Below are 23639 nucleotides of genomic sequence, written 5' to 3' on the forward strand. Positions count from 1 at the left end.
ACCACTGCCTTCTGACTTGCGGTCAGACTAATGTAACGATCTATGACCGAGCTTCGCGGCCGCGTGGTCGCCCGCCTCGTCACGGCTCAGAACACCCGCGATCCCGCGCCGTTGAGAGATCCGGAGGCGGTGGCCGACGCGCTCGCCCTGCTCCGGCAGGCCGCGCACGCGCCGGAGGCGCCGGTCGACCTGGAGGCGGTCGTCCAGGTCTTCTGGACCTTCTGGTTCCGGCACCTGGGCGACGACGATCCCGAGGCGGAGCAGAACCTGTCCGTCATCGTCGGCACCTTCGTGCACCTGTGCCCACGACTGCCTCCGGAAGCCGGGCTCCCGCAGGTCCTCGTGGAGCGGTTCGATCCCGCCGACCCGTCCAACGAGGCGAGCTTCGCCTACCTGGTGAGCAGGGCGCACACCGACGCCGCGGTCACCGGCCCGCAAGAGGAGCGGCCCGCCGCACTCGCAGCCGCGATCGCCTGGTCGGAATCGGCGTTCGAGTCCGTGCTCGACGAAGACCACGCCGGATTCCTGGAGTTGACGGTCCACGCCCTCGAACTCCACGTCGAGCGTTTCAAGCTCATGGTGGCCCCGGACGCGCTGCTGGTGGCCGTGCGCTACGCCCGTGCGGTGTGCGCGCGGCTGAGTGCCGTCGCCCCCTCCGCCCTCGACCCCGCTCTCGTGCAGGCCGCCGCCGCGCCCGCCCTGCGCACCCTGGTCGACACCTGCCGGCTGCTTGGCACGCCCCCGCTCACCGTCGTCGAAGAGCTGATCGCGGCGGTCCCGCAGGGCGCCCTCCTGCCGGAGACCGCCGAAGGGCTGGACCAGCTGCGCCACCTCCACACCCTGCCGGTCACCTGGCCCGGCGAGTTCGACCTGCGAGTGGGCTCGGCCATCGCCGACGCCGGCATCGCCGAGGACGACCCGGGCCGCGTCGCCTGCGCCGTACGACGGCTGCGCGCGTCCCTGGCCGCCACACCCACCGTGCACCCCGCGCACCCCCAGGTCGTCACCGCCCTCGGCCAGGCCCTCGCAGCCCTCGCGGCAGCGCGCGAGGACGGCGCGTCGGCCGTGGAGGCGGCTGAACTCCTCGCCTCCGTCGGCGCCTTGGACGACCGGCACCGGGACATGATCGACGCCTACCGGCAGTTGCAGGATCTGAGCGTCGACACCGTCACCCCCGAGGACCTGGAGCGGATGCTGCCGCTCCTGGACGGCCTCGACCTCAGTGACGAGCAGCGGGAGATGTTCGCCGCCTTCCGGGAGTTGCAGGAGGCGAGCCGGAGCGACGACCCGGCCGACCTGGAGCGGGTCGCCCCCCTCATCCGGCGTCTGGCCGAGCGGGCCCGGGAGCAGGCCCTGCTCGACGGCGCCCCCGTCGACATCGACATCGAACTGGCCTTCCTCTCCACCGGGTTCGAGCCCGACGACAGCGGCGACGAGCACATCGCCCGCTACCGCACCGCCCTCGCCGCCCTCCCCGCCGACCAGCCGCACCGGCACGCCTACGTCGCCGTCCTGGCCGCCCTCACCGGAATGCGGGCCGAGGCACTGCGCGACAGCGCGCCCGCGCGGGCCGGGCTGTTCGAGGCCGAGTGCCGGGAGCTGACCGAGGAGGCGCTGGCCGCCGCCCCGGCCGGGTCCCCCGTCTCGGAGCTGCTGCGGCAGGGCCTGTTCGAGGTCGCGCTGCCCGTCGCCGTGGCCTCGACCGAGACCGGGGGCGTGCCGGACGGTGAACTGGGCCGCATGGTCGAGGTGTTGACCCGCATGGGCGGTGTCCGGCTGGAGGACTCCGAGACCCTCGACGCCGACATCGCGACCATCCGGGAGCTCCGTGACCTCACGCCCGAGGGCGACGAGATACGCCCCTATCTCTCCGCCGCGCTCGGCAGCGCCCTGTCGGCGCAGACTGCCCAGGCACCGGACTACGCCGTCCTCGAAGAGGTCGTGGAGCTACTGCGCGAGAGCCGCGAGCAGGGGGTCGACCTCCCCGGCGACTTCGACCGGATGCTCGCGGACGCCCTGACGGTCCTGTCGTTCCGCGGCTTCGACGCGGAGGGCGCCCGGGAAGCGGCGGCCCTGATCGCCTCGGCGCCGGGCGGACTCCTCATGCCGGAGATCGAGGGGGAGCTGCGGCCCGGCGACCCGATGGTGACCGAGACCGACAGGGCGGTGCTGGCGGCCCGCACCGAGTTCCACAACGCCCTGCAGAACTACATCTTCGGCCATGAACCCGCCCAACTGGAGCGGGCCATGCAGATCGCCCGCCGGATGCGAGACGTCATCGAGGCCGCGCCCGTCACCGCCGAGCGGCCCTGGTACGACCTGATGGGCGACGTCTACGTCAACCTCGCCGACACCGTGGGACCGGCGGGCGGCCGCCGCCCCGACCTCGACGACGCCGTGGTCGAGGAGTGCCGGGCGACCTTCGCGAGGTGCGGCCCGGGACACCCGATGCGCGTGATGGCCGCCTCGACCCTCGCCCGGGCGCTCGCGCAGCGTGCCGTCGTGCTCCGGGCCACCGAACCGGCGCGTGCGCAGGAGCTGTTCGCGGAAGCGGACGAGGTGACCCGGTCGCTCTCGGCGGAGGAACTGCCGCAGGGCGCGCCGTTCGACCTGGCCGGCGTGATGAGGTCGGCCCTCGACTTCTTCGTCCGGGGTCGCCTCCCGGACCCGACCCCCGGCGAGGACGGCACTCCGCAGGACCTCCTCGCCGCCCGCCTCGCGCCCGTCCTGGGCCGTTTCGACGGCACCGCCGGACCCGAGGTGCTGCGTGGTGGCGCCGTCCCGGTGTGGCTGCGGGCGCACGGCGAGATCGGCGCCGCGGCCGGCGCGCTGGGCCGGCAGGAGATCGGCCCGGCCCTGGACCATCTCGAAGAGGCCATCGAGGCCATGGCCGGCCTCACCGACCGGGGCGCCGACCAGACCTCGGCCGAGCACGGTCTGTCGTCGTTCGAGGGCGACATCAGGACGATCGTCGAGCTGATCCTCTGCAATGTCGAACTGCGTGATGTCGCCCCCCGCCTCCCGGAATATCTGAAGGCTGCGCAGGAGTCGGTACGGGAACTGGAAGCGGGGCGGGTCCCGCCCGAACTCCCCACCATCGACCGCAGTTTCGCGGGCCGCGACGTCGACCGCGCCGCCGAACTCCTGGAGCGGGGCCGCGGGTTGCTGCTGACCCGGCGCATCGAGGCCCGCGCCGACCTCGGCGAGCTGCGCACCCAACACCCCGAGCTGGCCGACGAGTTCGAGCGGCTGACGGAACAGATCGAGGCCCGGCCGCAGACGTCCGCGCCCGGTGACGCCGAGTGGTCCAGGCTGGCGCGCCTGCGCGCCTCCCGCGCGCTCGACGACCTTGTCCGGGACATCCGCGCCCGGCCCGGCTTCGAAGGCTTCCTGCGGCCGCTCACCGCCCGGGAGTTGAAGGAGCTCGCCGCCGACGGGCCGGTGGTCGTCCTCAACCACGGCGGCAAGCGCTACTGCCACGCCCTGGTCGTCACCGACCGCACGATCACCACCCTGCCCCTCGAGGTCACGGCCGAGGAAGCCGCCGACATGTCGCGGTGGCTGCGGGAAGCGGTCGACGCCATCAACACGCAGGGCGGGTCGCGACCCTCCCCGCTCCAGCTTGTCGCCGCCGGGAACACGGTCCGCCAGACGCTGGACTGGACCTGGCACAAGATCGTGCGACCGGTGCTGGAGGCGGTCGGCTGCGCGGACGCCGTCCCCGCCGATGCCGAATGGCCGCGCATCTGGTGGGTGCCGACAGGAGCCTTCGGCGCCCTGCCGCTGCACGCGGCCGAATGCCGGTCGCCCGACTGCGCGCCCGACGGCTGCGGCGCCGCGCTCGACGCCGTGGTGTCGTCCTACGTACCGGGTCTGCAGACCCTGGCGTACGCCCGGGCCCGCGCGCGGCAGCGCGGCACCGCCGAGCACGGCCGGGCCCTGCTGGTCGCCGCGGCCGAGGACGACCTGCCCGGGGTCGCGGGCGCCGCCGACTACGCCGCCGGACTCCTCGGCGCGCACCGGACGCTGATCGGCCCGGAAGCCACCCGGGACGTCGTGCTCAGCGCGCTGCACGAGGCCTCCTGGGCGCACTTCGGCTGCCACGCGGCGACGGACCCCTCGGAGCCCTCGGGCGCCCTGCTCCACCTGCCCAGCGGCGAGCAGGTCTCGGTCCGGGAGATCTGTCAGGTCCGCCCGCGCGCGGCCCAACTCGCGTTCCTGGCGGCCTGCGGCACCGCACGCACCACCGAGCACCTCTCGGACGAGGCTATCCACATCACGAGTTCGTTCCTGCTCGCCGGTTTCCCCACCGCGGTCGGCACCCTGTGGAAGATCGACAGCACCCACGCGGACCAGGTGACCCGCGACTTCTACCGCCGTACGACGGCCCCCGGCACCCCTGGCCCCGCCCGCGCCCTGCACGACACGATCCGCGAACTGCGCGCCCGCGTTCCGCACCCGCACATCTGGGCCGCGTACGTCCACGCGGGACCCTAGCGGCCCGTCCTGGGACCGTCGGCTCCTCCTCGCCGTGCATGTGCCCCACTCCCGGTCCTGTGACCAGGCACCGCTCAACTCCCTTCGCCCGCCCGTCCCATGGCTCACAACGGGTCGTGATCGCTAGGCTGGGAAGGTCGAGGCCTGGGAGGATCCGGCAGTGTCGCTGAGCTACTACGTGTACATCTCCGACAGCAAGGTCGACATGCTGTTGCCGCAGATCGACCCCGGGTTCGGGGCCAAGCGGCAGACGGAGGTGGGCGTGAACCTCTCCGTGCTGTCGGCGAAGCGCACCACCGAAGCCCCGCCGACCGACCGGATCACCCGTCTCCAAACGGTCGTCCGGTACCTCCACGACCACGGCGACCTCGGCACGGTGGACAACCCGGGCCAGTACTTCTGGGGCTCGCTGCCGATGCGCTGGGGCGCGTTCCGCGACGACCCCGCGTCCTCGCTGGTGTTCTTCGGCGGGCGCACCGAGAGCACTGTCCTCGCCCTGGGCGGCTCGTACCGGCACGTGTACGACTACGTGCCGGACGCCGAGGCGCACGGCGTGGGGCGCTCGATGATGTCCTCCATGCTCGACGGTCTCGGGATCACCTCCGACCTGGAGGACGAGTACGTCGCCGACGCGGTGGACGGCGACCTCGATCGCGTCGACCGCATGGCACTGGGCCGCGTTGAGCAGGTCGTCGCGCGACTGCGCTGGCCGACCCAGCACGTCGAGTTCGTGGCGAAGCGGCTGCTGCACGGCGAGAGCCCGGACGGCACCGGCAGGTCGGTGCTGCTGGGAACACCCCTGTACGCCGCCGTGGTGGACTGACGCCGATGGCCACCTGGCGCCGTGGGGACGTCATCCTGGACCTGTACGAGGTCCTGGACGTGGTGCGTACCGGCGGCCTGGGACTGGTGCACCGGGTCCACCACCGCGGCTGGGACATCGACCTGGCGGTGAAGACCCCGCGCCCGGCCGTCGTCCGCTCGCCGGAGGGGCTCGGGGACTTCGAGCGGGAGGCGGAGGTGTGGGTGGGTCTTGGCCTGCACCCGCACATCGCCAACTGCGTCTACGTGCGCACCCTGGAGGACGTGCCCAGGGTCTTCGCCGAGTGGGCCGACGGCGGCAGCCTCGCGGAAGCCGTCCGTCACCGGACCCTGTACGGCGACGATCCCCTCGTGGCGCTGCTGGATGTCGCGATCCAGTCCGCCTGGGGCCTGGACCACGCGCACGAGAACGGCGTCGTGCACCAGGACGTCAAGCCCGCCAATGTGATGCTGACCCGGGACGGCACGGTCAAGGTCACCGACTTCGGCCTGGCACGCGCCCGTGCGGTCGGGGACGCGGAGCCGTTCGTCAGCCGGGGCGGCCTGGACCCGGCGTACTGCTCGCCCGAGCAGGCACGGTCACCGTCCGGGCTCACCCCGGCCACGGACGTCTGGTCCTGGGCGGTCACCGTGTTCGAAATGCTCCTGGGCAGGCCGCCGGTGCGGGACGGGACCACCGCGGGCCAGGCCTTCGACGACTACACCCGGTCCCGGACGCCGGGCGCGATCCAGCGGGTGCCGGTCGAGATGCTGGACGTACTGCGCGAGTGCTTCGCGGAGGACCCCGCCGCCCGCCCCTCCCGGCTCGGCCCACTCGCCGAGCGGCTGGTCGAGGTGCACCGGCGCGAGGTCGGCCCCTATCCCCGCCACGCCCCGTCCGCGGCCACCCTGCTCGCCGACAGCCTCTCCAACCACGCGCTGTCGATGCTGGACCTGGGCCGCCGCGACAGCGCCGAGGAACTGTGGACCCGCGCCCTGCGGGCGGACCCCCACCACCCGCACGCCCGCTACAACCGCGGACTGCACCGCTGGCGGACGGGTGTCATCACTGACGCCGAACTGGTGGACGAGCTGGAATCCGTGCGGTTCGGCGACCCCGACGACGGCACCTACCTGCTGGCGCTGGTGCACCGCGAGCGGGGCGATGCGCCTGCCGCGACCGAACTGCTGCGGGACGCGTCCGCGCGGATGCCCGACGACCCGCAGATCGCCGCCGCCCTCGCCTCGGTGCAGGACGCGCCCGCCCCGGCCCAGTCCGTGCTGCCCGGGGAACACGAGGACTGGATCACCGCCCTCGCCCTGACCCCTGACGGCACGACGGGAGTCTCGGCGGACGGTTCCGGCGGACTGCGGATCTGGGACCTGACCACGGGGGAGTGCCGCCAGGAACTGCACCTGGACACATACCGAGCCTCGACACTCGCCCTCCGCGACGACGGCCGCGTCCTGGTCGTCGGCGGGGGCACCGGGCGCGCGCTGGTGCTCGACTTCGAGACCGCCACCGGGTTCGAACTCCCCGGCCACCCCAGCTGGGTGCTCGCGGTCGCGCTGACGGAGGATCAACGGCACGCGGTCACCAGCGGGTACGAGGGAGAGGTCGTCACCTGGGACCTGGAGACGGGCGAACCCGTGGAGGTCCGGGAGTTCGAGAGCAGGGTCGACTTCCTGGGCGCCCGGGGCACCCTGTGCTGCCTCGTCGACCACACACGCCGGACCACCTCGGTGCACGACGTGCGCACGGGCGCACTGGTCCACCGGTTCGACCACGCCTTCCTGAGCGTGCGGTTCACCGACGACGGCCGACTCGTCGCGGTCGCCGGCGGGAGCCCCCACGTCCGACTGGCCGACCTCGGCTCCGATGATGCCCCACGGGAACTCAAGACCCGATACGGGCGGACCGCCCTGAACACGGACGGCACGGTCGGCTTCTCCAGCGGCGGACGCGACCAGCCGTCACGGCTGTGGGACCTCGCCACGGGCCGCTGCCGTCTCTCCCTGGAGGCCACACCCGACACCAAGGACGTCGTCCTGAGCGCGACCGGCCACCTCGCCCTCACCGCAGAGGGCAAGACCGTACGCGTATGGCACCTGCCGCCCGCCGGACCGCCGGCCCCCTGGAGCTACGTCCGCCCCCACCAGGCCGGCGACGTCACCGCCGCTGCCGCCCGAGCGGCCGATCTGCTGGACCAGGCGGTCACGCACGGCGCAGCCGGTCGGCTGGAGGAGGCGGCCGAACTGATCCGCGCCGCCCGCGCACTGCCCGGCCACCGGCGCCACACCGATCCCGTACGCCTGTGGCGCCGACTCGGTGCCCTCGGCCGCCGTACCGCACTCGTCGACGCCTGGTCGGCGGGCCGGATCACCCCCGACGACGACCGCTCCTGGGCCCTGGCACTCAGTGGGCGCAGCCCCACCGCGCTCGCCCGGGCGGGCAACTCCGAGGCGTGGATCTTCGACGTGGAGACCGGGCAACTGCTGCACACGCTCAGCCTGCACACCGGGCACATCAGTGCCCTGGCGATGACCGCCGACGGCCGGCTCGCGGTGTCAGGGGGCGAGGACGGTCGGGTCGTCGCCTGGCAGCCCCGCGACCGGCGCATCGTCCAACTGTTCACCAGCCCCCGCGACCACGTGTACTACGTCGCTGTCAGCGAGGACGGTCAGGTGGCCCTTTCCGGGACCGCCGACGGCGTCGTCGCCGCCTGGGACATCCCCGGCGGCCGGTCCCTCGGGCGCTGGGAAGCGCACCCCGGTGCCGTGCTGGACGTGGCCGTCAGCGCCGACCACCGTTACGGGCTCTCCCGCGGCCAGGACGTCACCGTGAAGATCTGGGACCTGTACAAAGGCGAACTGCGGTGGGTGCTGGGCGGGCACGAGGAGTGGATCGGCGCCGCCCGGCTGAGCGAGGACGGCTGCTACGTCGTCACCGGCGGCTCCGACGCGACCGTGCGCGTCTGGCGGACCGCCGACGGACAGTGCGAGGCGGTGCTCACCGGACACACCGACGCCGTGGTCGACGTCCTGCCCGGCGCCGACGGCCGGCACCTGCTGTCCTGCTCCGCCGACGGCACCGTCCGGCTGTGGGACGTCGCCGCCGCCCGCTGCGTCCATGTGCTCACCGGACACACCGCCGCCGTGCGGAGCCTCGCCGTCACGCCGGACTTCCTCCTCGCGGCGTCCGGCGGCCAGGACCGCCAGGCACGCCTGTGGGACCTGACGACCGGCCGGGAACTGCGGGCCTTCACCGGCTTCGCCGACCCGGTCACCGACGTCGCGCTGGCCCCCGACGGCGCCCTGCTCCTCGCCGGCGACGAAGGCGGCCGCCTGCTGACCTGGGCCCTGGACTGGGAGTACGACTTCGGCTCGGCGACCGGAGTGCTGCGCGCGGAGTCCGAGCCCGTGATCGAGGAACTGCGGGCCGAGGTCGCCGTCGAACTGCCCTCCCGTGACGACAGCCGCCCGGCGCTCATCGAGGCGATGGCGCGCATCGGCGAGCGGCAGCAGCGCGCTGTCACTCGCACCCTGGAACTCGCCGCCGAACTGGACAAGGTGCCTTCCCGCAACGACACGGGCTACCGCCTCTACATGCATTCCGTGGCCGAGGACCTGGCGAGCCGGGAGCGCGACAGGTTTCCGGGCACGGCCGAGGCGTTCACGCTGCTGCTCAGACCGGAGCACGAACTCAACCGGTCCGAGACAAACTGGGCCAACCACTTCGCCGACCAGCTCCAGGACGACCTCGCCACGCTCGCCGCGGCCGCCCCCCTCCTGCACCGCGAGGGCGATCTGGCCGCGGCCGAGCTGACCTGGCAGCTAGTCGTCGACGTGCGCTCCCACCTGTGGGACGCCGGGTACGTCGAGACGCAGCGCGCGATGCTCGGCTGGGCGGCAGTACTGAATGATCTGCGCCGGCAGACGGAAGCCCAGGCCCTGATCCGGGCGGTGACCGTGGAACGCGCACGGGACCTGGGACCGGACCATCCGGCCACCCTGGAGGCGATCGAGGCACTCGCGTCCCTGCTCACCGACAAGGGCGAACTGGACGAGGCCGAGCGGATGTACGACTTCCTGCTGCCCCAGCTCGTGCGGCGCCTGGGCCCTGACGGCCTCCAGACCCTGGAGGCCAGGGTGGGGCTGGCCCGTGTGCACCGCAGGCTCGGACGGCACGGTGACGCGGCGGAGGCCCTGCGCGAAGTGCTGGCGAAACGGCGGCTGCATCTGGGTGAGCAGCACCCGGACACCCTCGCCGTCCAGGCCGAACTGGACAGTCTGCCCGGCCCGGTACCGCCCAGGCCGACACGGAGGGGATGGAGGAGACGGCGATGAATCCGGACGGGTCCAGCATCGGCGCCCTGATCACCGGCAAGGCGTTCATGGCGGACGTCGGGGCGTACTTCCCGGTGAGCGTGACTTTGCGCGGTGACGTGTTCGAGGCCGTGTTCATGATGCGGGAGAGCGACCTCGGGCACCGCACCAGCGGGCCCTACTCGGAGCAGCGGCTCCCGTCCGACGCGTTGAACTGGGCCCAGCTGCGGGCGGGGATGGGCATGGCGGGCTGCTTCACCTCCTTCCGGATCGAGGCCGGCGGAAACTGGCCGCGTATCCACATCGCCCTGTCGGGCACCTCCGTGCGCGGTCTGATCGTGATGCCGGAGGAGGTGACCGCGGAAGCGGTGAACGCGCCCTACCTCGGCAAGTGGCAGGACCAGGCCTCCTCCGACATTCGAATCGGGCTCGACTACCTCGCCGGGTGGCTGAGTTCCTGCCACCACGAGGCGGGCGGCCCGGCACCGTCGATCGATCTCGACCTGGTCTACCGGCCGTTGGACTACGAGGCGACCCTCGCCAAATACGAACAACGGATGCGCGAACTCATCCCTCCGGTACGCCCGGTCCTAGAACTGCGCTGGCGCTCGGCGACCCCGGCCCAGCGCAGAGCCTTCGTGAAGAACCTGAAGGGCGCCCGAAAGACCGGCTCCCGCCTCGACCGGCGCTGGAACTACCCGCTCGGCGGCATCGAGGTGGAAGCACCACGCTGACACGACGGCACCTCGGGGCGTCGCCCGTCACGCAGCTCCAGGCCACGTCTCGCCCGGTTCGCCAGGCGGTGTTCCACCGGCAGCATGTCGAGCCGGGAGTCGGTGAAGAGGGGGGCACACCTGGAGACCGCGATGTCAGAGGCATCGGGCACACTGCGCCATATGAACTCGGTGACCGCGCACGACTACACCTGGATCCGCACTTCGCCGCTCTTCCGACACATGATGGAGGGCGGATACACCCTGACCCTGATACGGGGGCGGACGCCTCGTGAGGTGCTGCGGGCGATGGAGGCGGAACCACGCGGCACCGGGGAGGGAACGGCCGGGCTCCTTGAGGCGAACGACGCTCACCGCGCCGAGCTGGATGACGACTACTGGGACGAGTCCTACGTGGCGGGCGCCTTCAGCGTTACGGGCGAGAACGGCGACTGGACACTCGTCCTCGGCTTCGACGGTGGCCTGGGGATCGCGGCGCCGTGCGTCGAGACGCTGTCGAGGGGCGGCCGGGTCGTGGCGCACTCGACCAACGGCGGCAAGCCCATCCACCTCTTCCACTGGTTCGAGGACGGTGAACTCCGTACGACGTTCGAGGTCCCCTCGTCGCGTGACGGCAACTCTCCCGATGAACTGGTCCCCTTGCTGCGGGAAGTCGGCTTCCCCCTGACCTCCGAGGGACAGGACGACGAGAACGCCCCTGACGTCGACCGGAAGGCCGCGGTCCTCGCTCTGACCGAGAGACTCACCGGCGTATGCGTTACGGAATCCCTCCTCCGGGACGCCGCATACGAGTTGGGACTCGTCCCCGAACAGCCCGCCGAGGCGTGGACCGGCGTGGTCATCGACATCACCGACGCCCACGGGGAGCGCCTGTACCGGGAATGGACCTACGAGGAGATCGCGACGGCGACGGACCGCGCCCGGGCGGCGGCAGACACGCCGGTCCTGATCACTGACAACGAAACGTCGGCCATGGATCGTCCGGAGCACGAGATGGGCGAGTAGCCGGCGAGCGTGACCGAGGTCTCCGACCACCCCTGGTATCAGGCAGGCGTGGGCGACCCTGCGGTGACCGAACGGGCGAAGTCCAGCGACGCGATGAAGCACCGTTCGACGTCCTCGTCAGGCAAGCCGGCCCATGCGTGGTCCGCGCCGGGGACGGGGCGGAAGTCGACCTGGGCGCCCGCCTCGCGCAGGGCGGCGGTGAGTTGCTCGCCCTGGGCCAGCGGGATGAGGCAGTCGTCGGTGCCGTGCAGGATGAGGAACGGCGGAGCGTCGGCGGTGACATGGGTGACCGGGCTGGCCGCACGCGCGAGGTCGGGAGCCGTGGCCACGGGCGCTCCGATCAGCAGCGCCTCGCGCGTCGTGGGACTGTCCGCGTCGTAGGCGCCGGGCCGGGACTGGGTGGGCAGTGTCGTCAGGTCGGTGGGGCCGTACCAGGCGACGCAGCCGCGCACCGGGGCGGTGAGAGCCAGCAGGGCGGCCAGATGGGCCCCGGCGGATTCGCCCCAGGTGACGGTCCGGCCGGTGTCCAGGCCGAGTTCGTCGGCGCGGGCGTCGAGCCAGGCCAGGGCGGCGGTGACGTCCTCCAACTGGGCGGGGTGGATGGCCTCGCCGGTGAGCCGGTAGTCGAGGCTGGCGACGGCGAATCCGGCCTGGGCGAGGCGGGCGAAGGGGTTGAGCTGCCAGGTGCGGAAGCGCGGTCCCATCTCCGTGCGGGTGCCCGTCCGCCAGCCGCCGCCGTGGATGTAGACGATGACCGGCAGTGGATCGTGCGGGTACTCGGGCAGCCAGAGGTCCAGTTCGAGTGGGCGGATGCCGTCGGGGGCGGCGTAGACGGCGCCGCGCAACAGCCGTGTGCCCGGGGCGGGATGGGCGGCGGGCGGCAGCGGCAGTCGGGCGGGGGCGGGCGGGGCGAGCAGGGCGGCGAGCTCGGGTGGCAGAGGCATGAGGTTCTTTCCGGACGAGGTCAGCGGGGTGTGGACGGCTGCACGCAGGTGCAGCCGGGAGCCGTCTCGGGGGCATCGGCTCGGGATGGCGGCGGAGGAGTGCGGTGCAGGGCGATCCGTGTGCCGAGTGCCGTTGCCGCGCGCTCGCCGAGGCCGATGCCCAGCAGACCGGTGAGCCCCAGCAGGGCCGGCGCCGGTGCTCTCAGGTCCCAGATCCAGTAGAGGGCGCCCATGGCCAGCCCCGCGGCGAAGGAGATCAGGACGCGTCGGCCGGACGCGACCACGCGAGCGCGGGTCGCGCCGCTCACAGCTTCCCCAGGACGGTCTGCCCGAGCAGGATGCCGAGCAGGCCGGCCAGGGCGACGGGCGGGGGAGCGGGTGCCTTGACGCGCAGCGCCGCGTACAGGGCGCCGACCAGGGTCCCGGCCAGCAGCGCATGGACGTACGGCATCGCGGTCAGTTCCCGGTGCGCCACTGGTGGTCGGGCAGGAACCGCACATCGTGCTGGTGCGGGACGGTGCCGAACTTGTGCGGCTCGGGTATGTACGGCTGCTTCGGCAGGCCCAGTTCCTCGGTGGGTGTGCCGAGGCTCTCGAAGAACCGCTCGAACGTCTTGCCCGGCCCTGCGGCGACACCGACGATCCGGCTGTGGTGGCGCTCGATGCGGTAGGCGTGCGGGCAGTTCTTCGGTACGAATCCGAAGTCGCCGGCGGTGAGGAGCTTTTCCTGCTGCTCGCCCTGGAGGTCCTCGACGAAGAGCCGGACGGCGCCGTCGGTGACGTAGAAGATCTCGTGGGTGTCGGCGTGGGAGTGGGCGGGGATGAGGTCGCCCTTGGGGCCTTCGACGGTGAAGAAGTTGAAGGTGTTCTCGGTCTGCTCGCCGCCGGCGTAGACGGTGACCAGGTCGGTGAACAGGTGGGCGCGGTCGCCCATGCCCTTCTCGATGAAGTAGGGCTTGCCCGGCTCGGCGGGGATGCGCGAGCGGGACCGGTAGCGGGTGGCGAACTCCATGGTCATGGAAAACCTCCGGTGCGACGAGGCGAGAATGAATGTCAGGCTACCTGACATTCGTGGTTGGGGAACCCCTCTGCGGCGCAGAGGTTTCTGCCGGATCGGGGCTGCGGGCAACGGGTCGCTATGCTCGGCATCCCGTCCCGTTGAGGAGCCATGACCACGCCCGCGCCGAACCTGCCCCAGCTGTTCACCGAGGCCAAGCGGTGGTTCGACGACGCGTTGCTGGCCAGCATGGAAGCCGCGGGGGAGCAGGCGGTGACCGTCGCCCAGGCGGCCGTCTTCGCCGCCCTGGACGAGCGGGGCACCACGATCTCCGAGCTCGCCCGGCGGATGGGCGTCACCCGGCAGACCGTCCATCAGGCCGTGCACGGACTGATCGGCATGGGGTTGCTGGAGCAGATCCCCGACCCCGCCTCCGCCCGCAGCCGCCTGATCCGCCCGACCGGTGAGGGGCTCCGCGTCCACCACCGGGCGCAGGCCGCGCTCGCCGTGATCGAAGGCGTACTGGCCGAACGCATCGGCACCGACGCGGTCGGCGCGTTGCGGCAGGCGCTGGCCACCCCCTGGGGCGAACCGCCCCTGGTCGAGGCGCCCTGACGTCCGGACCCCGCGCGCACCCTCACATACCCGCACGTCAGCTGTCCTCATGGCACATGTCGATCGTGTAGGTGTGCGTGCCCGGCCCCGCGGTCACGACGTCGGCTCCCGGAAGACGTATCTCCGCCTCGGTGCCCGGAGGGACCCGGGCCGTGAGGGTGAACTGCCCGTCGTGGAGACGCCATTCGCTCGCGATGCGCCCGTGCGGCGAGTCCAGGCGAGCGCTCGCGAAGGTGAGTCCGCCGCCGGGCTGCGGCGCGATGACGAAGCGCCGGTACCCGGCTTCGCCCGGCATCGGGGCCGCGGGCAGCCGGATGCCCGCGACGTACTGGTGCAGGAAGGAGACGACGGCACCCTTGCTGTAGTGGTTGTAGGACATCTTGGGACGGCCCTCGCCGTCCGTTCCCTCCCAGTCCTCCCAGATGGTGGTCGCCCCCTTGTCGATCATGGTCAGCCAGGACGGCGCGGTGTCCTGGAGCAGCAGGTCGTAGGCGAGGCCGAGGTGGCCTGTCTCGGCGAGGACGGGCAGCAGCAGACCGGTACTGAGGAAGCCGGTGGACAGATGCGTGCCGGCGGCGCGGATCAGGGTGGCGAGCCGGTCGGCGGTGCGGGCCCGTAGCGGCGCCGGGACCAGGCCGAAGGCCAGCGCGCGGACCAGGGTGGCCTGGGTGTCGGGCGTGACGGTGCCGTCGTCGGCCAGGTACTCCCGCTGCCATGCGAGCCGGGCTCCCTCGGCGATACGGCGGTAGCGGGCCTCGTCGGCCGGGTGCCCGAGCAGGGCGGCGGTACGGGCGAGCAGGTCGGCCGAACGGTGCAGGTAGGCGGTGGCCACGGCGCCGTGGTCACGCGTGGGATCGAGGTTCGGGGTCACACCCGGCTCCAGCCACTCACCGAAGTGGAAGCCCGTGTCCCACAAGTGCTCCTCGTGCGGGGCCGCTTGATGTCGTACGGCCGCCCGGTCGGGGTGGCGGCGGGTGCGGGCCTGGTGTGCGGCGAAGTCGACCCAGGCGCACATCGAGGGGTATTGGACGCGCAGGGCGTCCAGGTCGCCGTAGGCCCGCCACATCTCCCACGGCACGATGACGGCGGCGTCGCCCCAGCCGGCCGAGCCGTTCATGCCGCCCTCGGCGGAGGCACGGCGGGCCTGCTCGTCGGCGGGGTCCGGGGCGAAGTTGGGGACGGTGCCGTCGGCCCACTGGTCCGCCGCCAGATCGCGCAGCCACTTGGCGGTGAAGCCGGCGACGTCGTACAGGTAGGCGGCGGTGGGTGCGAAGACCTGCCAGTCGCCGGTCCACGCGGCGCGCTCGCGCTGCGGGCAGTCCGTGGGTACGTCGCACATGTTGCCCCGCAGGCTCCACACGGCGGCTTCGTGGAGCCGGTTGAGACGGTCGTCGCTGCTGGTGAACCAGCCGGTGCGGGTCAGGTCGGTGTGGACGACGATCCCGCGTACGTCGTCGGGGGTGAGCGGGCCGGGGTGGCCCTCGACGCGGACGTAGCGGAAGCCGTGGGTGGTGTGGCGCGGCTCGAACACCTCTCCGGGCCGGCCCGCCGAGACGACGGTGTCGATCTGTCCGGCGGGCAGCGGTCGACGGGTCGCCCAGTCGAACGCGCGGATGTTGTCGGTGGTCACGTCACCCTGGGTGTCGAGGGCTTCGCCGTGGACGAGGGTGAGGCGGGTGCCGGCCGGGCCGAGGTTGCTCAGCCGTACCCAGCCGTTGATGTTCTGTCCCAGGTCCACCACATGACGGCCGGGCGCCGGCGCGGTGACCGCGAGGGGTGTGAGTTCCTCGACCCGGCGGACAGGCGGGGCGAGAGGGCCGGTCAGGCGTGTGAAGTCGTCGTAGAGCCCGCCGACGGCGACCTGCGCCTTGTCCCAATGGCGGTCGTCGTGGTCGGCCACCGCCCAGCGCGGGGCGTGGACCCGCAGATCGGTGTGCTGACCGTCCATGAGGTCGGCGGCAGTGATGCCGCCCGGGGCGCTGCGCCAGGCGGGCCCGGTGCCCACCACGGTTGTGGTGCCGTCGTGATGAGTGACCGTCAGCTGGGCGAGCAGCCCGGTGCGGGAGCCGAAGCCGTCCGCCTCGCGGGCGAAGCCGTGCCGGCCGCGGAACCAGCCGTCGGACAGGATCGCCCCGACGGCGTTGTCGCCATGGACCAGCAGGTCCGTGACGTCGTACGTCTGCACCTGGAGGCGGGAGCGGTAGGCGGTGAAGCCCGGCGTGAGTTCCATGTCCCCGACGCGCCGGCCGTTGAGGAACGCCTCGTACACCCCGTGGGCGGTGGCGTACAGCCGGGCCTGGCGGACGGGCTTGGTGAGGCTGAAGGTGTGGCGCAACAGGTGGGCGGGGCGGTGGCCGGCGGGAGCGGGTTCGGCTTCCGCCGGTTCGATCCAGTGGGCCTGCCAGTCATGCGGTGCGAGGAGGCCGGTCTCCCACCAGGACGGCTGTGACCAGGCGCTTTCGCCGAGGTCGGTCCACACCTTGACCCGCCAGGGGATCCGGACGGCCGAGCCGGGCTCGGGACCGTCGTAGGCAATGCCGGTGTTCGCCTCGGAGTCCACCCGGCCCGTGTCCCAGCCGCCGGCCTCGATGCGGTACGCGAGTTGCGCGCGGGCATCGTGCGGAAGTCTCCACGACAGGCGTGGGCGGAGGGTGTGGACGCCCAGGGGCCGGTCTAGGTGGTCGACGCGCAGATGGCTGGGGCGGGTGTGGGGCACGGGTGGTCCTCTCGGGCGGATACGGGTGTCAGGCGGAGGGGAGGGGCGCGGCCGGGGTGCGGAGGTCGTGTGCCGCGCTGTCCGCCGGGCGGCCGAGCCGGGGGATGGCGAGCGAGATCAGCAGCCCGAGGACGACGACGGCGGCCATGGTGAGGTAGGCGTGGGTGAAGGCCGTGTCGTGGTAGAAGGCGGTGCCGTCGAGGACCGTGGAGTCCGCCGCGAGGACGCTGTAGAGGGCTTGGTTGGTCAGCGCAAGGAAGACCTGGGTGAGCAGGGACGACAGCCCGTTGGCGGCGGCCTGCTCCTCGGCGGAGACCACCGACACGATCATGGCCTGCTGGCCGGCCATGAGGATGCCGCCGCCCAGGCCCATGACGAGACCGGTGAGGACGATCTGGGTGGCGTCGTGGTGGTAGAAGGCGGCCAGGGCGAGTCCGCCGGCGAGGATGCCGAGTCCGACGTACCAGACACTGCGCGGACTCGTCGTCCGTACGGCCCTGCCGACGCCGATGCCGGCCGCGAAGGTGAGGAGTCCGGCGGGGATGCCGATCACGGCGGTGTGCGTGGTCGACCAGCCCAGACCGTCGGAGACGTGCGGGATCGGCGGGAAGAGCGCCAGGAAGATCAGGATCGCCTGGGAGGCGAAGAAGGCCGCCTGCGGCACGGACGAGCCGAGCAGCACGGTGGCCGGCGAGCGGCGCCCCAGCATGCGCAGGTCCAGGATCGGGGCGCTCACCCGCAGTTCCACCGTGACGAAGACCGCCAGCGCGGTCAGCCCGGCGAGCAGGCAGGCGATGACTCCGGCCGAGGCCCAGCCCCAGTCACGGCCCTGGCCGACGGCGAAGACCACCAGGGCGAGACCGCCGCCGAGGAGCAGCGCACCGGCCCGGTCGAGCCGGCCGGCCACCGCGCGCCGCGGCGTCTCCGGCACGGCGAGCAGCGCCAGGATCGCCACGACGGTCGAGGCGACCAGGAACCACAGGGCGCCCCGCCAGCCGAAGGCGTCCAGCAGCCAGCCGGACAGCAGCGGGGCGAGCATGCTGAGCACACCGACCGAGCCGGCGACCGTACCCAGCGCCATGGCCACCTTGCGGGGCGGGAACAGATCGCGGACGGCGGCCAGGACGAGGACCGCGACCGGCCCGTAGAGGCCGCCGATCGCGCGGCCGAGCACCATCACCGGGTAGTTCGGCGCCAGCACCGTGACGAGGTCGCCGACCAGTCCGGCCGCCGCGAGAACGATCATCACCCGGCGCTTGCCGTACATGTCGCCCAGGCGGACCGCGAACGGCGTGGCGACGATCGTGGCCAGGGTGAAGGACAGGCTGAACCAGGCGATCTGCGTGGTGTGGAAGTGCTGCGCGATCTGCGGCTGGGAGTTCGCGGCGATGATCCCGGCCACCACGAGCAGCTGTCCGGGCCAGATCAGCGCGGTCAGCCGCCGCAGTTCGGCAGCGCTCCAGCGCTCGGATGCGGCGGAGGACCGCGCGGACTCGGTGGCGTCGGGGTCACCGGGGACGACGGGCGGGGACGGCGGCGCCGGGTCCTGCGAAAGGCTCATGGAGGCTCCCAGGGAGGTCGGCGCATCGTCACGCCGAGGTTTCGACCGATGATGCGAAGCGAAAACCTAGTACGCTAGGTTTTCGGAGAGTGACTCATATCACAGCAGCCCGCACGGCGGGCATCGCCCGGCCCTCCCACGCAGGCAGGTGGCTACGGTGAACCCCATGACCAGCAGCACCCAGGGGCGGCGAGGCAGTTACGCGGTCGGTGTCGCCCGACGGCAGAAAATCGTGGAGGCGGCCGCGAAGCGGTTCGCCCTCGAGGGCTACCAGCGCACCGCGCTCACCCGCATCGCCGAGGACGTCGGCATCACCGAGGGGGGCCTGCTGCACCACTTCCGCAGCAAGAAGCACCTGCTGCTGGCCGTGATGGAGCATCGCTTCACCGCCGAGGCCGCGTGGTGGTCCCGGCTCCCCGACGACGCCGACGGGCGCGACATCCTGCGGGCCATGGTGGCGGCCACCGAACGCCACCTCGCCGAGCCCGGCCTCATCGAACTGTTCGTCCTGACCTCGGCGGAGGCCGCCGACCCCGCGAGCGCGGCCCACACGCTCTTCGCGGAGCGCTACCAGAGCGCCGTCGACGAACTCGCCGGGAAACTGGCCGCCGCGAGGGAACTCGGCTCGGTACGCGCGGACACCGACTGCCCCGCGGTGGCGCGCGAGTGCATCGCCGTCAGCGACGGCCTCCAGCTGCAATGGGTGATCTCCGGCGGCACGCTGGACCTCGCCGACGCGGTCCGCCTGCACGCCGACCGCATCGCGCGCACGATCCTGCCCGACGGCGAGGGGCTCTGACCGCCTCGCCGCAGAGGGGTTCGGGCGGGCGCCAATGCGCAGCGAGCAGCGTTGAGCCTGCTGCGCTCGGGTCAGTTGCCTGAGTGCGCGGCAATTGCCTGCCGGTGGCTGCGCACCACGTTCGCGTACGCCTGTGCGCTCGGCTTCGGGTGGCGTTCGAAGGTGTCGCGGTCGACGGTGTGCAGGCCGAGCTGGGCGTCGTACCCGAAGATCCACTCGAAGTTGTCCAGCAGTGTCCAGTGGCAGTAGCCCAGGACGGGCGTGCCCGCGCCGACCTCGGCCGCGAGTTCCTCGACGGCGGCCGGGACGAACGCGGCCCGCTGGGCGTCGTCGGGGGTCTGGATGCCGTGCTCGGTGACGAGGACGGGCACCTGTGACACCTCGTGGGCGTAACGCACCGCCCCGGCGAGCGAGCCGGGTGCGATGACGGTGCCCATCCCGTTGAGCTCGCCCTCGACGGTCACTTCCCCGTCCGGGCCGTGGACGATCCGCTCGTAGTTCTGTACGCCGATGAAGTCGTCGTCGCGTGCCTCGCGCAGCCAGTGGTCGTACACGGCGGCACGCTTGGCGTCCCGGCGTTCCTCGCCGCCGGGAACGGCCACCTCGTCGGCGATGGCGATGGAGACGCCCACGGGAAGGTCCCCGCGGCGGGCCTTGATCGCCTCGCGGGCGGCGCGGTGGGCGCGGGTGAACGCGGCCTGGAACTCGTCCTGCCGGTCGGCCGGGATGACGTTGGCACTGGCGTAGGTGTCGCTGCCGGCGGCGCGTGCCGCGGCTGCCAGCATCTGGAGCTTCACCGCCTCGGCCTCGGGCGGGAGCTTCGCCCCGGCCTGGAGGAGCTGTTCGAGGTTGGGCTCGTTGAGGGTGACGGCATACGCGATGCGGTCGCCGAAGCGAGCCATGACACGGTCGCACTGCTCGGCGAACCGGGCCGGCGCGTCGGCCGAGGTCCATGAGCCGTCGGCGGCGAACCAGTGCGGTGCGGTGAAGTGATTGAACGTCACGAGGGGCGCGAGTCCCCGCTCCAGGCAGCCGTCCACCCGGCGTTCGTAGTGGTCCAGGGCGTCCGGGGCGACGACTCCGCGCTCGGGTTCGACGCGTGCCCACTCGACGGAGAACCGGAAGGCGTTGAGACCGAGCCCGGCGGCCAGGTCGAGATCCGCCGCCCAGTGCTCGTAGCCCCGGCAGGCCGGTCCGCTCGGCTCACGGAACAGGGACGGGGTGGTGTGCTCCAGGAACCAGGTGTCGCTGGCGCTGTTGTCGCCCTCGTTCTGGTGTCCCGCGGTGGCGACGCCCCACAGGAAGGTGTCGGGCAGGCTGATGTGTGTCATGTGTGTTCCTTGAGCTGAACAGGTGTGGGTGAAAGGGGTGTTCGGTACGGCCGGTCGGCGGGCGTCAGCGCGCGGCGACCGGCAGCGGGGTGAAGAAGGCGTGTCGCCCGGGGCCGACTTCCTTGTGTTCGGCGCCCGGCAGGTCGACCAGCGCGGTGACGTGCGGCGGCATGAGGAGGTCGAGGTGCAGCGACCCCCCTTCGACGCGCCAGGACGTCTCGACCCGGCCGTACGGGGTGTCGTGCTCGGCCCGGGCCCAGGTGATCCCGCCGCCGGGACGGGGGCGGATGTGGAGCCGCCGGTAGCCGGGCTCGACGGGTGCCAGGCCGGCGACGGTGCGGTGCATCCAGTCGGCCACCGCGCCGAGGGCGTAGTGGTTGAAGGAGGTCATCTCGCCGGGGTTGATGCTGCCGTCGGGCAGCATGCTGTCCCAGCGCTCCCACACGGTGGTGGCGCCCATGTCGACCTGGTACAGCCAGGACGGGCAGGCCCGTTGGGTGAGCAGCCGGTAGGCGGTGTCGACGTGCCCGGTATCGGTGAGCGCGTCGCAGACCAGGGGAGTGCCGAGGAACCCGGTGCCGATGCGATGGCCGCCCTCGGCGACCAGGTCCGCCAGTCGGCGTCCGGCCGCCGCGCGCTCGGCCTCGTCGTCCAGGAGGCGGAAGCACAGCGCGAGGGCGTAGGCGGTCTGTGTGTCCTCGGACAGGAGTCCGCCGCCGGTGTGGAAGCGGGCGCGGAAGGCGTCGCGGACCGCGTCGGCCAGGGCGTGCCGGCGTGTGGCCTCGGCCTTGTCGTCCAGGACCTCCGCGGTACGGGCCAACAGGCGTGCGGCGTGCGCGAAGTAGGCGGTGGCGACCAGGGTGGAGGAGGTCATCGCGCGCCCGGGGTCGTCCGCCGGTGCCGTCGGGTCCAGCCAGTCGCCGAACTGGAACCCCTCGCCCCAGACCCTGCCGGGTCCGGCGATACGGTCGACGGCGTCGACCCAGGCCCGCATGGAGGGGTACTGGGCGCGCAGTACGTCGGTGTCGCCGTAGCGCTCGTACAGCACCCAGGGAACGATGACAGCGGCGTCGCACCACCCGGCCATCGGCGGGTTGCCGGGCGGGATCGGTACCGGGGTGATGACGGGGATGTCGGGGCTGAACACCGGGGGCACGCGGTGCTCGTCGACGCTCTGGTCGGCGGCGAGGTCGCGCAGCCAGGAGCGCAGGAAGTCGCGGACGTTGTAGAGGAAGGCGGCGGTCGGGGCGAAGACCTGGACGTCGCCGGTCCAGCCGAGCCGTTCGTCGCGCTGCGGACAGTCGGTGGGTACGTCGACGAAGTTGCCGCGCATACCCCACACCACGTTCTCGTGCAGGCGGTTCAACGAGGCGTCGGAGCAGGAGAACCAGCCCGTGCGGCGCAGATCGCTGTGCACGACGACGGCGGTGACGTCGGCGGGATCGAGGTCGCCGGGCCAGCCCTCGACGTCGGCGTAGCGGAAGCCGTGGAAGGTGAAACGGGGTTCCCATTCCTCGCCGGCCGGGTCGCCGCGCAGGACGTAGCGGTCGGTGGCGGTGGCGTGCCGCAGGGGACGCGTGCACAGGTCGCCGTCCTGGAGGACCTCGGCGTGGCGGAGGGTGATGGTGTCACCGGCCGCGCCGCGCGGGCGGATGCGCAGGCGTCCGACGAGGTTCTGGCCGAAGTCGAGGACCGTGCGGCCGGTGGGGGAGGTGGTCACGGCGACGGGTGCGATGAGCTCGGTGCGGCGCACCGGTGGGCTGTCCGCCGGGAAGAGGACGGCGGTGTCGAAGTCGAGGAGGTCGACCGGCTGCCATGCCGAGTCGTCGAAGCCGGCCTCGCTGAAGCCGGCCTGCTCACGGCGGGCGTCGTACTCCTCGCCCTCGTACAGCCCGGTGGTGAGGACGGGCCCGGGACTCCAGCGCCAGTCGGCCCCGGTCGTCACGGTCTCGGCGGTGCCGTCGACGTACTCGATGAGCAGTTCGGCGAGGAGCCCGGTGCGCTCCCCGTAGATGTCCCGGGTGCCGCCGTTGAAGCCGAGCAGCCCCCGGTACCAGCCGTCGGCGAGGTGGGCGCCCCAGGCGTTGCGGCCCTCGCGGACCACGGAGGTGACGTCGAAGGACTGGTAGCGGTGCCGGTGGCGGTAGCTCGTCCAGCCGGGGGCCAGGACGTGGTCGCCGACCGGGGCGCCGTTGAGCTCCAGCTCGTAGACACCGAGCGCGGTGACCAGGAGCCTGGCCGACCGCACGGGCGCCCGTGCCGTGAACTCGCCGCGCAGCAGTGCGGCCGGGCGGGGTCCTTCGGCGGGGGTGGCGAGTCGGGGGCTGACGACGTGTGCGGTCCAGTGGTGGTGCATGGCGGCCTTTCTCAGCGCCGGAGGTGAGCAGGCTCGATCATGCGGCGAACACTTAGTGATTACTAGGTATTCGGGTGGGTGACGTGCGTCACGCGCTATTTGAGTGACATATGCATGTCAACTCAGGGGCTCTGCGGGCCCGGCGTCAGCGCGCGGGTCTGCCTACAGCCCCTGCCCGTCGCTGGAAATGGCCCGCAGAAGGCGGTCGAGGTGACCGCGCATGACGGCGACGAGATCGAAGGACCGCCCTCCGGCCAGCCACTGCTGCATGAGCCCCGCGTCCAGGGCGGCGCACTCGCGGGCGATGCCCTCGTGGTCCAGGTCCGCCCGCAGCTCGCCGTTGCGGCTCCCGGCGCGCAGCCGGTCGGCGAGTTCCGCCACGCCCTTCTCCTGCCAGGTGGTGAAGTGCGCATGGGCGGGGTGGTCGGGCGCGGTGGCCTCGGCGGTGAGGACGACGGCGAGTTCGACCATGCCCGGCATGGTCAGCGTCTCGGTCGTGTCCTCCAGGTGGCAGCGGAAGGCGTCCCGTACGGAGTCCGAGACGCGCTGCCAGCGCACGTCCATGCGTTCGTGCCAGAACTCGACCACCGCGAGCAGCAGCTGCTGCTTGTCCCGGAAGTAGTGCAGGAGCCCCGCGTCGGTGACCCCGGCGTCCCGCGCGATGCGGGCCAGCGAGGTCTTGCGGTAGCCGTCCTGGCCGAAGGCCAGCAGGGCCGCTTCCAGGATCTGTGTCCGCCGCGCCCGGCCCGCCGTGTAGTGGCCGCGCGGCCCCCTGGGTGTCGCCATGCCAGAACAGTACCGGTGGCCTGCGCACGGTCGGCCGGCCGCTGTCCGCCCTGTGGTCTCGCTGTGTGACGTGGGTCATAACCCAGACACCTAGTAAGCACTAGGTGTTCGAGTCATCATCGACGTCACGCGATGACGGGGTTGCCGCGCTGACACGTCCCTGAGAGATGTG

Annotated in this window: 16 protein-coding genes; 7 read left to right on the forward strand and 9 right to left on the reverse strand. The window is 72.3% G+C overall.

Annotation, left to right across the window (positions count from 1 at the left end):
• Positions 1 to 42 precede the first annotated feature (42 nt).
• The 5 genes from IQ210_RS33860 (at position 43) to IQ210_RS33880 (ending at position 11363) form a co-directional block, all read left to right on the forward strand.
• On the forward strand, positions 43 to 4497 hold the full coding sequence (locus tag IQ210_RS33860) for a CHAT domain-containing protein (RefSeq protein ID WP_194083009.1): 4455 nt from the start codon (positions 43 to 45) through the stop codon (positions 4495 to 4497).
• 160 nt (positions 4498 to 4657) lie between these two features.
• On the forward strand, positions 4658 to 5320 hold the full coding sequence (locus tag IQ210_RS33865; RefSeq protein WP_194083010.1) for a DUF7019 family protein: 663 nt from the start codon (positions 4658 to 4660) through the stop codon (positions 5318 to 5320).
• 5 nt (positions 5321 to 5325) lie between these two features.
• Positions 5326 to 9645, forward strand: a complete 4320-nt coding sequence (locus tag IQ210_RS33870) for a WD40 repeat domain-containing serine/threonine protein kinase (protein ID WP_194083011.1) — start codon at positions 5326 to 5328, stop codon at positions 9643 to 9645.
• Positions 9642 to 10358 carry a hypothetical protein gene (locus IQ210_RS33875; protein WP_194083012.1) on the forward strand — a complete coding sequence of 239 codons (717 nt, stop codon included), beginning with the start codon at positions 9642 to 9644 and terminating at the stop codon, positions 10356 to 10358. The genes IQ210_RS33870 and IQ210_RS33875 overlap by 4 nt, the downstream gene beginning before the upstream one ends.
• Before the next feature lie 162 nt (positions 10359 to 10520).
• Positions 10521 to 11363: a DUF6461 domain-containing protein gene (locus tag IQ210_RS33880; RefSeq protein WP_194083013.1), complete on the forward strand. Its 843-nt coding sequence runs from the start codon at positions 10521 to 10523 to the stop codon at positions 11361 to 11363.
• 38 nt (positions 11364 to 11401) lie between these two features.
• On the opposite strand, the gene IQ210_RS33885 is transcribed toward IQ210_RS33880, so the two are convergent.
• Genes IQ210_RS33885 through IQ210_RS33900 form a run of 4 tightly spaced genes read right to left on the reverse strand, consistent with a single transcriptional unit; the run spans position 11402 to position 13324 of the window.
• Positions 11402 to 12307 carry an alpha/beta hydrolase gene (locus tag IQ210_RS33885; protein WP_194083014.1) on the reverse strand — a complete coding sequence of 302 codons (906 nt, stop codon included), beginning with the start codon at positions 12305 to 12307 and terminating at the stop codon, positions 11402 to 11404.
• 20 nt (positions 12308 to 12327) lie between these two features.
• Entirely contained in the window at positions 12328 to 12615 is a 288-nt protein-coding gene (locus tag IQ210_RS33890; RefSeq protein WP_194083015.1) for a DUF1427 family protein, read from the reverse strand.
• Positions 12612 to 12758: a DUF1427 family protein gene (locus tag IQ210_RS33895; protein WP_194083016.1), complete on the reverse strand. Its 147-nt coding sequence runs from the start codon at positions 12756 to 12758 to the stop codon at positions 12612 to 12614. Before IQ210_RS33895 ends, IQ210_RS33890 begins: the two co-directional genes overlap by 4 nt.
• Before the next feature lie 5 nt (positions 12759 to 12763).
• On the reverse strand, positions 12764 to 13324 hold the full coding sequence (locus IQ210_RS33900; protein ID WP_194083017.1) for a quercetin 2,3-dioxygenase: 561 nt from the start codon (positions 13322 to 13324) through the stop codon (positions 12764 to 12766).
• Positions 13325 to 13474: 150 nt separating this feature from the next.
• On the opposite strand from IQ210_RS33900, the gene IQ210_RS33905 reads away from it, so the two are divergent.
• Positions 13475 to 13918 (forward strand): MarR family winged helix-turn-helix transcriptional regulator, encoded by a 444-nt coding sequence (locus IQ210_RS33905; RefSeq protein WP_194083018.1) that lies wholly within the window; start codon positions 13475 to 13477, stop codon positions 13916 to 13918.
• 37 nt (positions 13919 to 13955) lie between these two features.
• On the opposite strand, the gene IQ210_RS33910 is transcribed toward IQ210_RS33905, so the two are convergent.
• Positions 13956 to 16634 carry a family 78 glycoside hydrolase catalytic domain gene (locus IQ210_RS33910; protein ID WP_194083019.1) on the reverse strand — a complete coding sequence of 893 codons (2679 nt, stop codon included), beginning with the start codon at positions 16632 to 16634 and terminating at the stop codon, positions 13956 to 13958.
• Positions 16635 to 16662: 28 nt separating this feature from the next.
• Complete coding sequence (locus IQ210_RS33915; RefSeq protein ID WP_194083020.1) at positions 16663 to 18195, reverse strand: MFS transporter; 1533 nt, start codon at positions 18193 to 18195, stop codon at positions 16663 to 16665.
• 166 nt (positions 18196 to 18361) lie between these two features.
• Here IQ210_RS33915 and IQ210_RS33920 point away from each other — a divergent pair, with 166 nt between their 5' ends.
• A complete protein-coding gene (locus IQ210_RS33920) occupies positions 18362 to 18994 on the forward strand; it encodes a TetR/AcrR family transcriptional regulator (protein WP_194083021.1) in 633 nt (210 codons plus the stop codon).
• Between the two features lie 71 nt (positions 18995 to 19065).
• Here IQ210_RS33920 and IQ210_RS33925 read toward each other — a convergent pair whose 3' ends face one another.
• The 3 genes from IQ210_RS33925 to IQ210_RS33935 form a co-directional block, all read right to left on the reverse strand.
• Positions 19066 to 20325: a family 1 glycosylhydrolase gene (locus IQ210_RS33925; RefSeq protein ID WP_194083022.1), complete on the reverse strand. Its 1260-nt coding sequence runs from the start codon at positions 20323 to 20325 to the stop codon at positions 19066 to 19068.
• Between the two features lie 64 nt (positions 20326 to 20389).
• The gene (locus IQ210_RS33930; RefSeq protein ID WP_194083023.1) at positions 20390 to 22681 is read right to left on the reverse strand and encodes a glycoside hydrolase family 78 protein; all 2292 of its coding nucleotides are present in this window, start codon (positions 22679 to 22681) and stop codon (positions 20390 to 20392) included.
• A gap of 162 nt (positions 22682 to 22843) precedes the next feature.
• Positions 22844 to 23467, reverse strand: a complete 624-nt coding sequence (locus tag IQ210_RS33935; RefSeq protein ID WP_194083024.1) for a TetR/AcrR family transcriptional regulator — start codon at positions 23465 to 23467, stop codon at positions 22844 to 22846.
• Between the last annotated feature and the right edge of the window lie 172 nt (positions 23468 to 23639).

It is taken from the genome of Streptomyces justiciae (genome assembly GCF_015163075.1).
Classification (GTDB): Bacteria; Actinomycetota; Actinomycetes; order Streptomycetales; family Streptomycetaceae; genus Streptomyces; species Streptomyces justiciae.

What these genes read in the sequence shown, in the direction of transcription:
- IQ210_RS33860 (WP_194083009.1), top strand. Translation starts at nt 43, where the DNA reads ATGACCGAGCTTCGCGGCCGCGTGGTCGCCCGCCTCGTCACGGCTCAG.
- IQ210_RS33870 (WP_194083011.1), top strand. Translation starts at nt 5,326, where the DNA reads ATGGCCACCTGGCGCCGTGGGGACGTCATCCTGGACCTGTACGAGGTC.
- IQ210_RS33875 (WP_194083012.1), top strand. Translation starts at nt 9,642, where the DNA reads ATGAATCCGGACGGGTCCAGCATCGGCGCCCTGATCACCGGCAAGGCG.
- IQ210_RS33880 (WP_194083013.1), top strand. Translation starts at nt 10,521, where the DNA reads ATGAACTCGGTGACCGCGCACGACTACACCTGGATCCGCACTTCGCCG.
- IQ210_RS33885 (WP_194083014.1), bottom strand. Translation starts at nt 12,307, where the DNA reads ATGCCTCTGCCACCCGAGCTCGCCGCCCTGCTCGCCCCGCCCGCCCCC.
- IQ210_RS33895 (WP_194083016.1), bottom strand. Translation starts at nt 12,758, where the DNA reads ATGCCGTACGTCCATGCGCTGCTGGCCGGGACCCTGGTCGGCGCCCTG.
- IQ210_RS33900 (WP_194083017.1), bottom strand. Translation starts at nt 13,324, where the DNA reads ATGACCATGGAGTTCGCCACCCGCTACCGGTCCCGCTCGCGCATCCCC.
- IQ210_RS33905 (WP_194083018.1), top strand. Translation starts at nt 13,475, where the DNA reads ATGACCACGCCCGCGCCGAACCTGCCCCAGCTGTTCACCGAGGCCAAG.
- IQ210_RS33915 (WP_194083020.1), bottom strand. Translation starts at nt 18,195, where the DNA reads ATGAGCCTTTCGCAGGACCCGGCGCCGCCGTCCCCGCCCGTCGTCCCC.
- IQ210_RS33920 (WP_194083021.1), top strand. Translation starts at nt 18,362, where the DNA reads ATGACCAGCAGCACCCAGGGGCGGCGAGGCAGTTACGCGGTCGGTGTC.
- IQ210_RS33925 (WP_194083022.1), bottom strand. Translation starts at nt 20,325, where the DNA reads ATGACACACATCAGCCTGCCCGACACCTTCCTGTGGGGCGTCGCCACC.
- IQ210_RS33930 (WP_194083023.1), bottom strand. Translation starts at nt 22,681, where the DNA reads ATGCACCACCACTGGACCGCACACGTCGTCAGCCCCCGACTCGCCACC.
- IQ210_RS33935 (WP_194083024.1), bottom strand. Translation starts at nt 23,467, where the DNA reads ATGGCGACACCCAGGGGGCCGCGCGGCCACTACACGGCGGGCCGGGCG.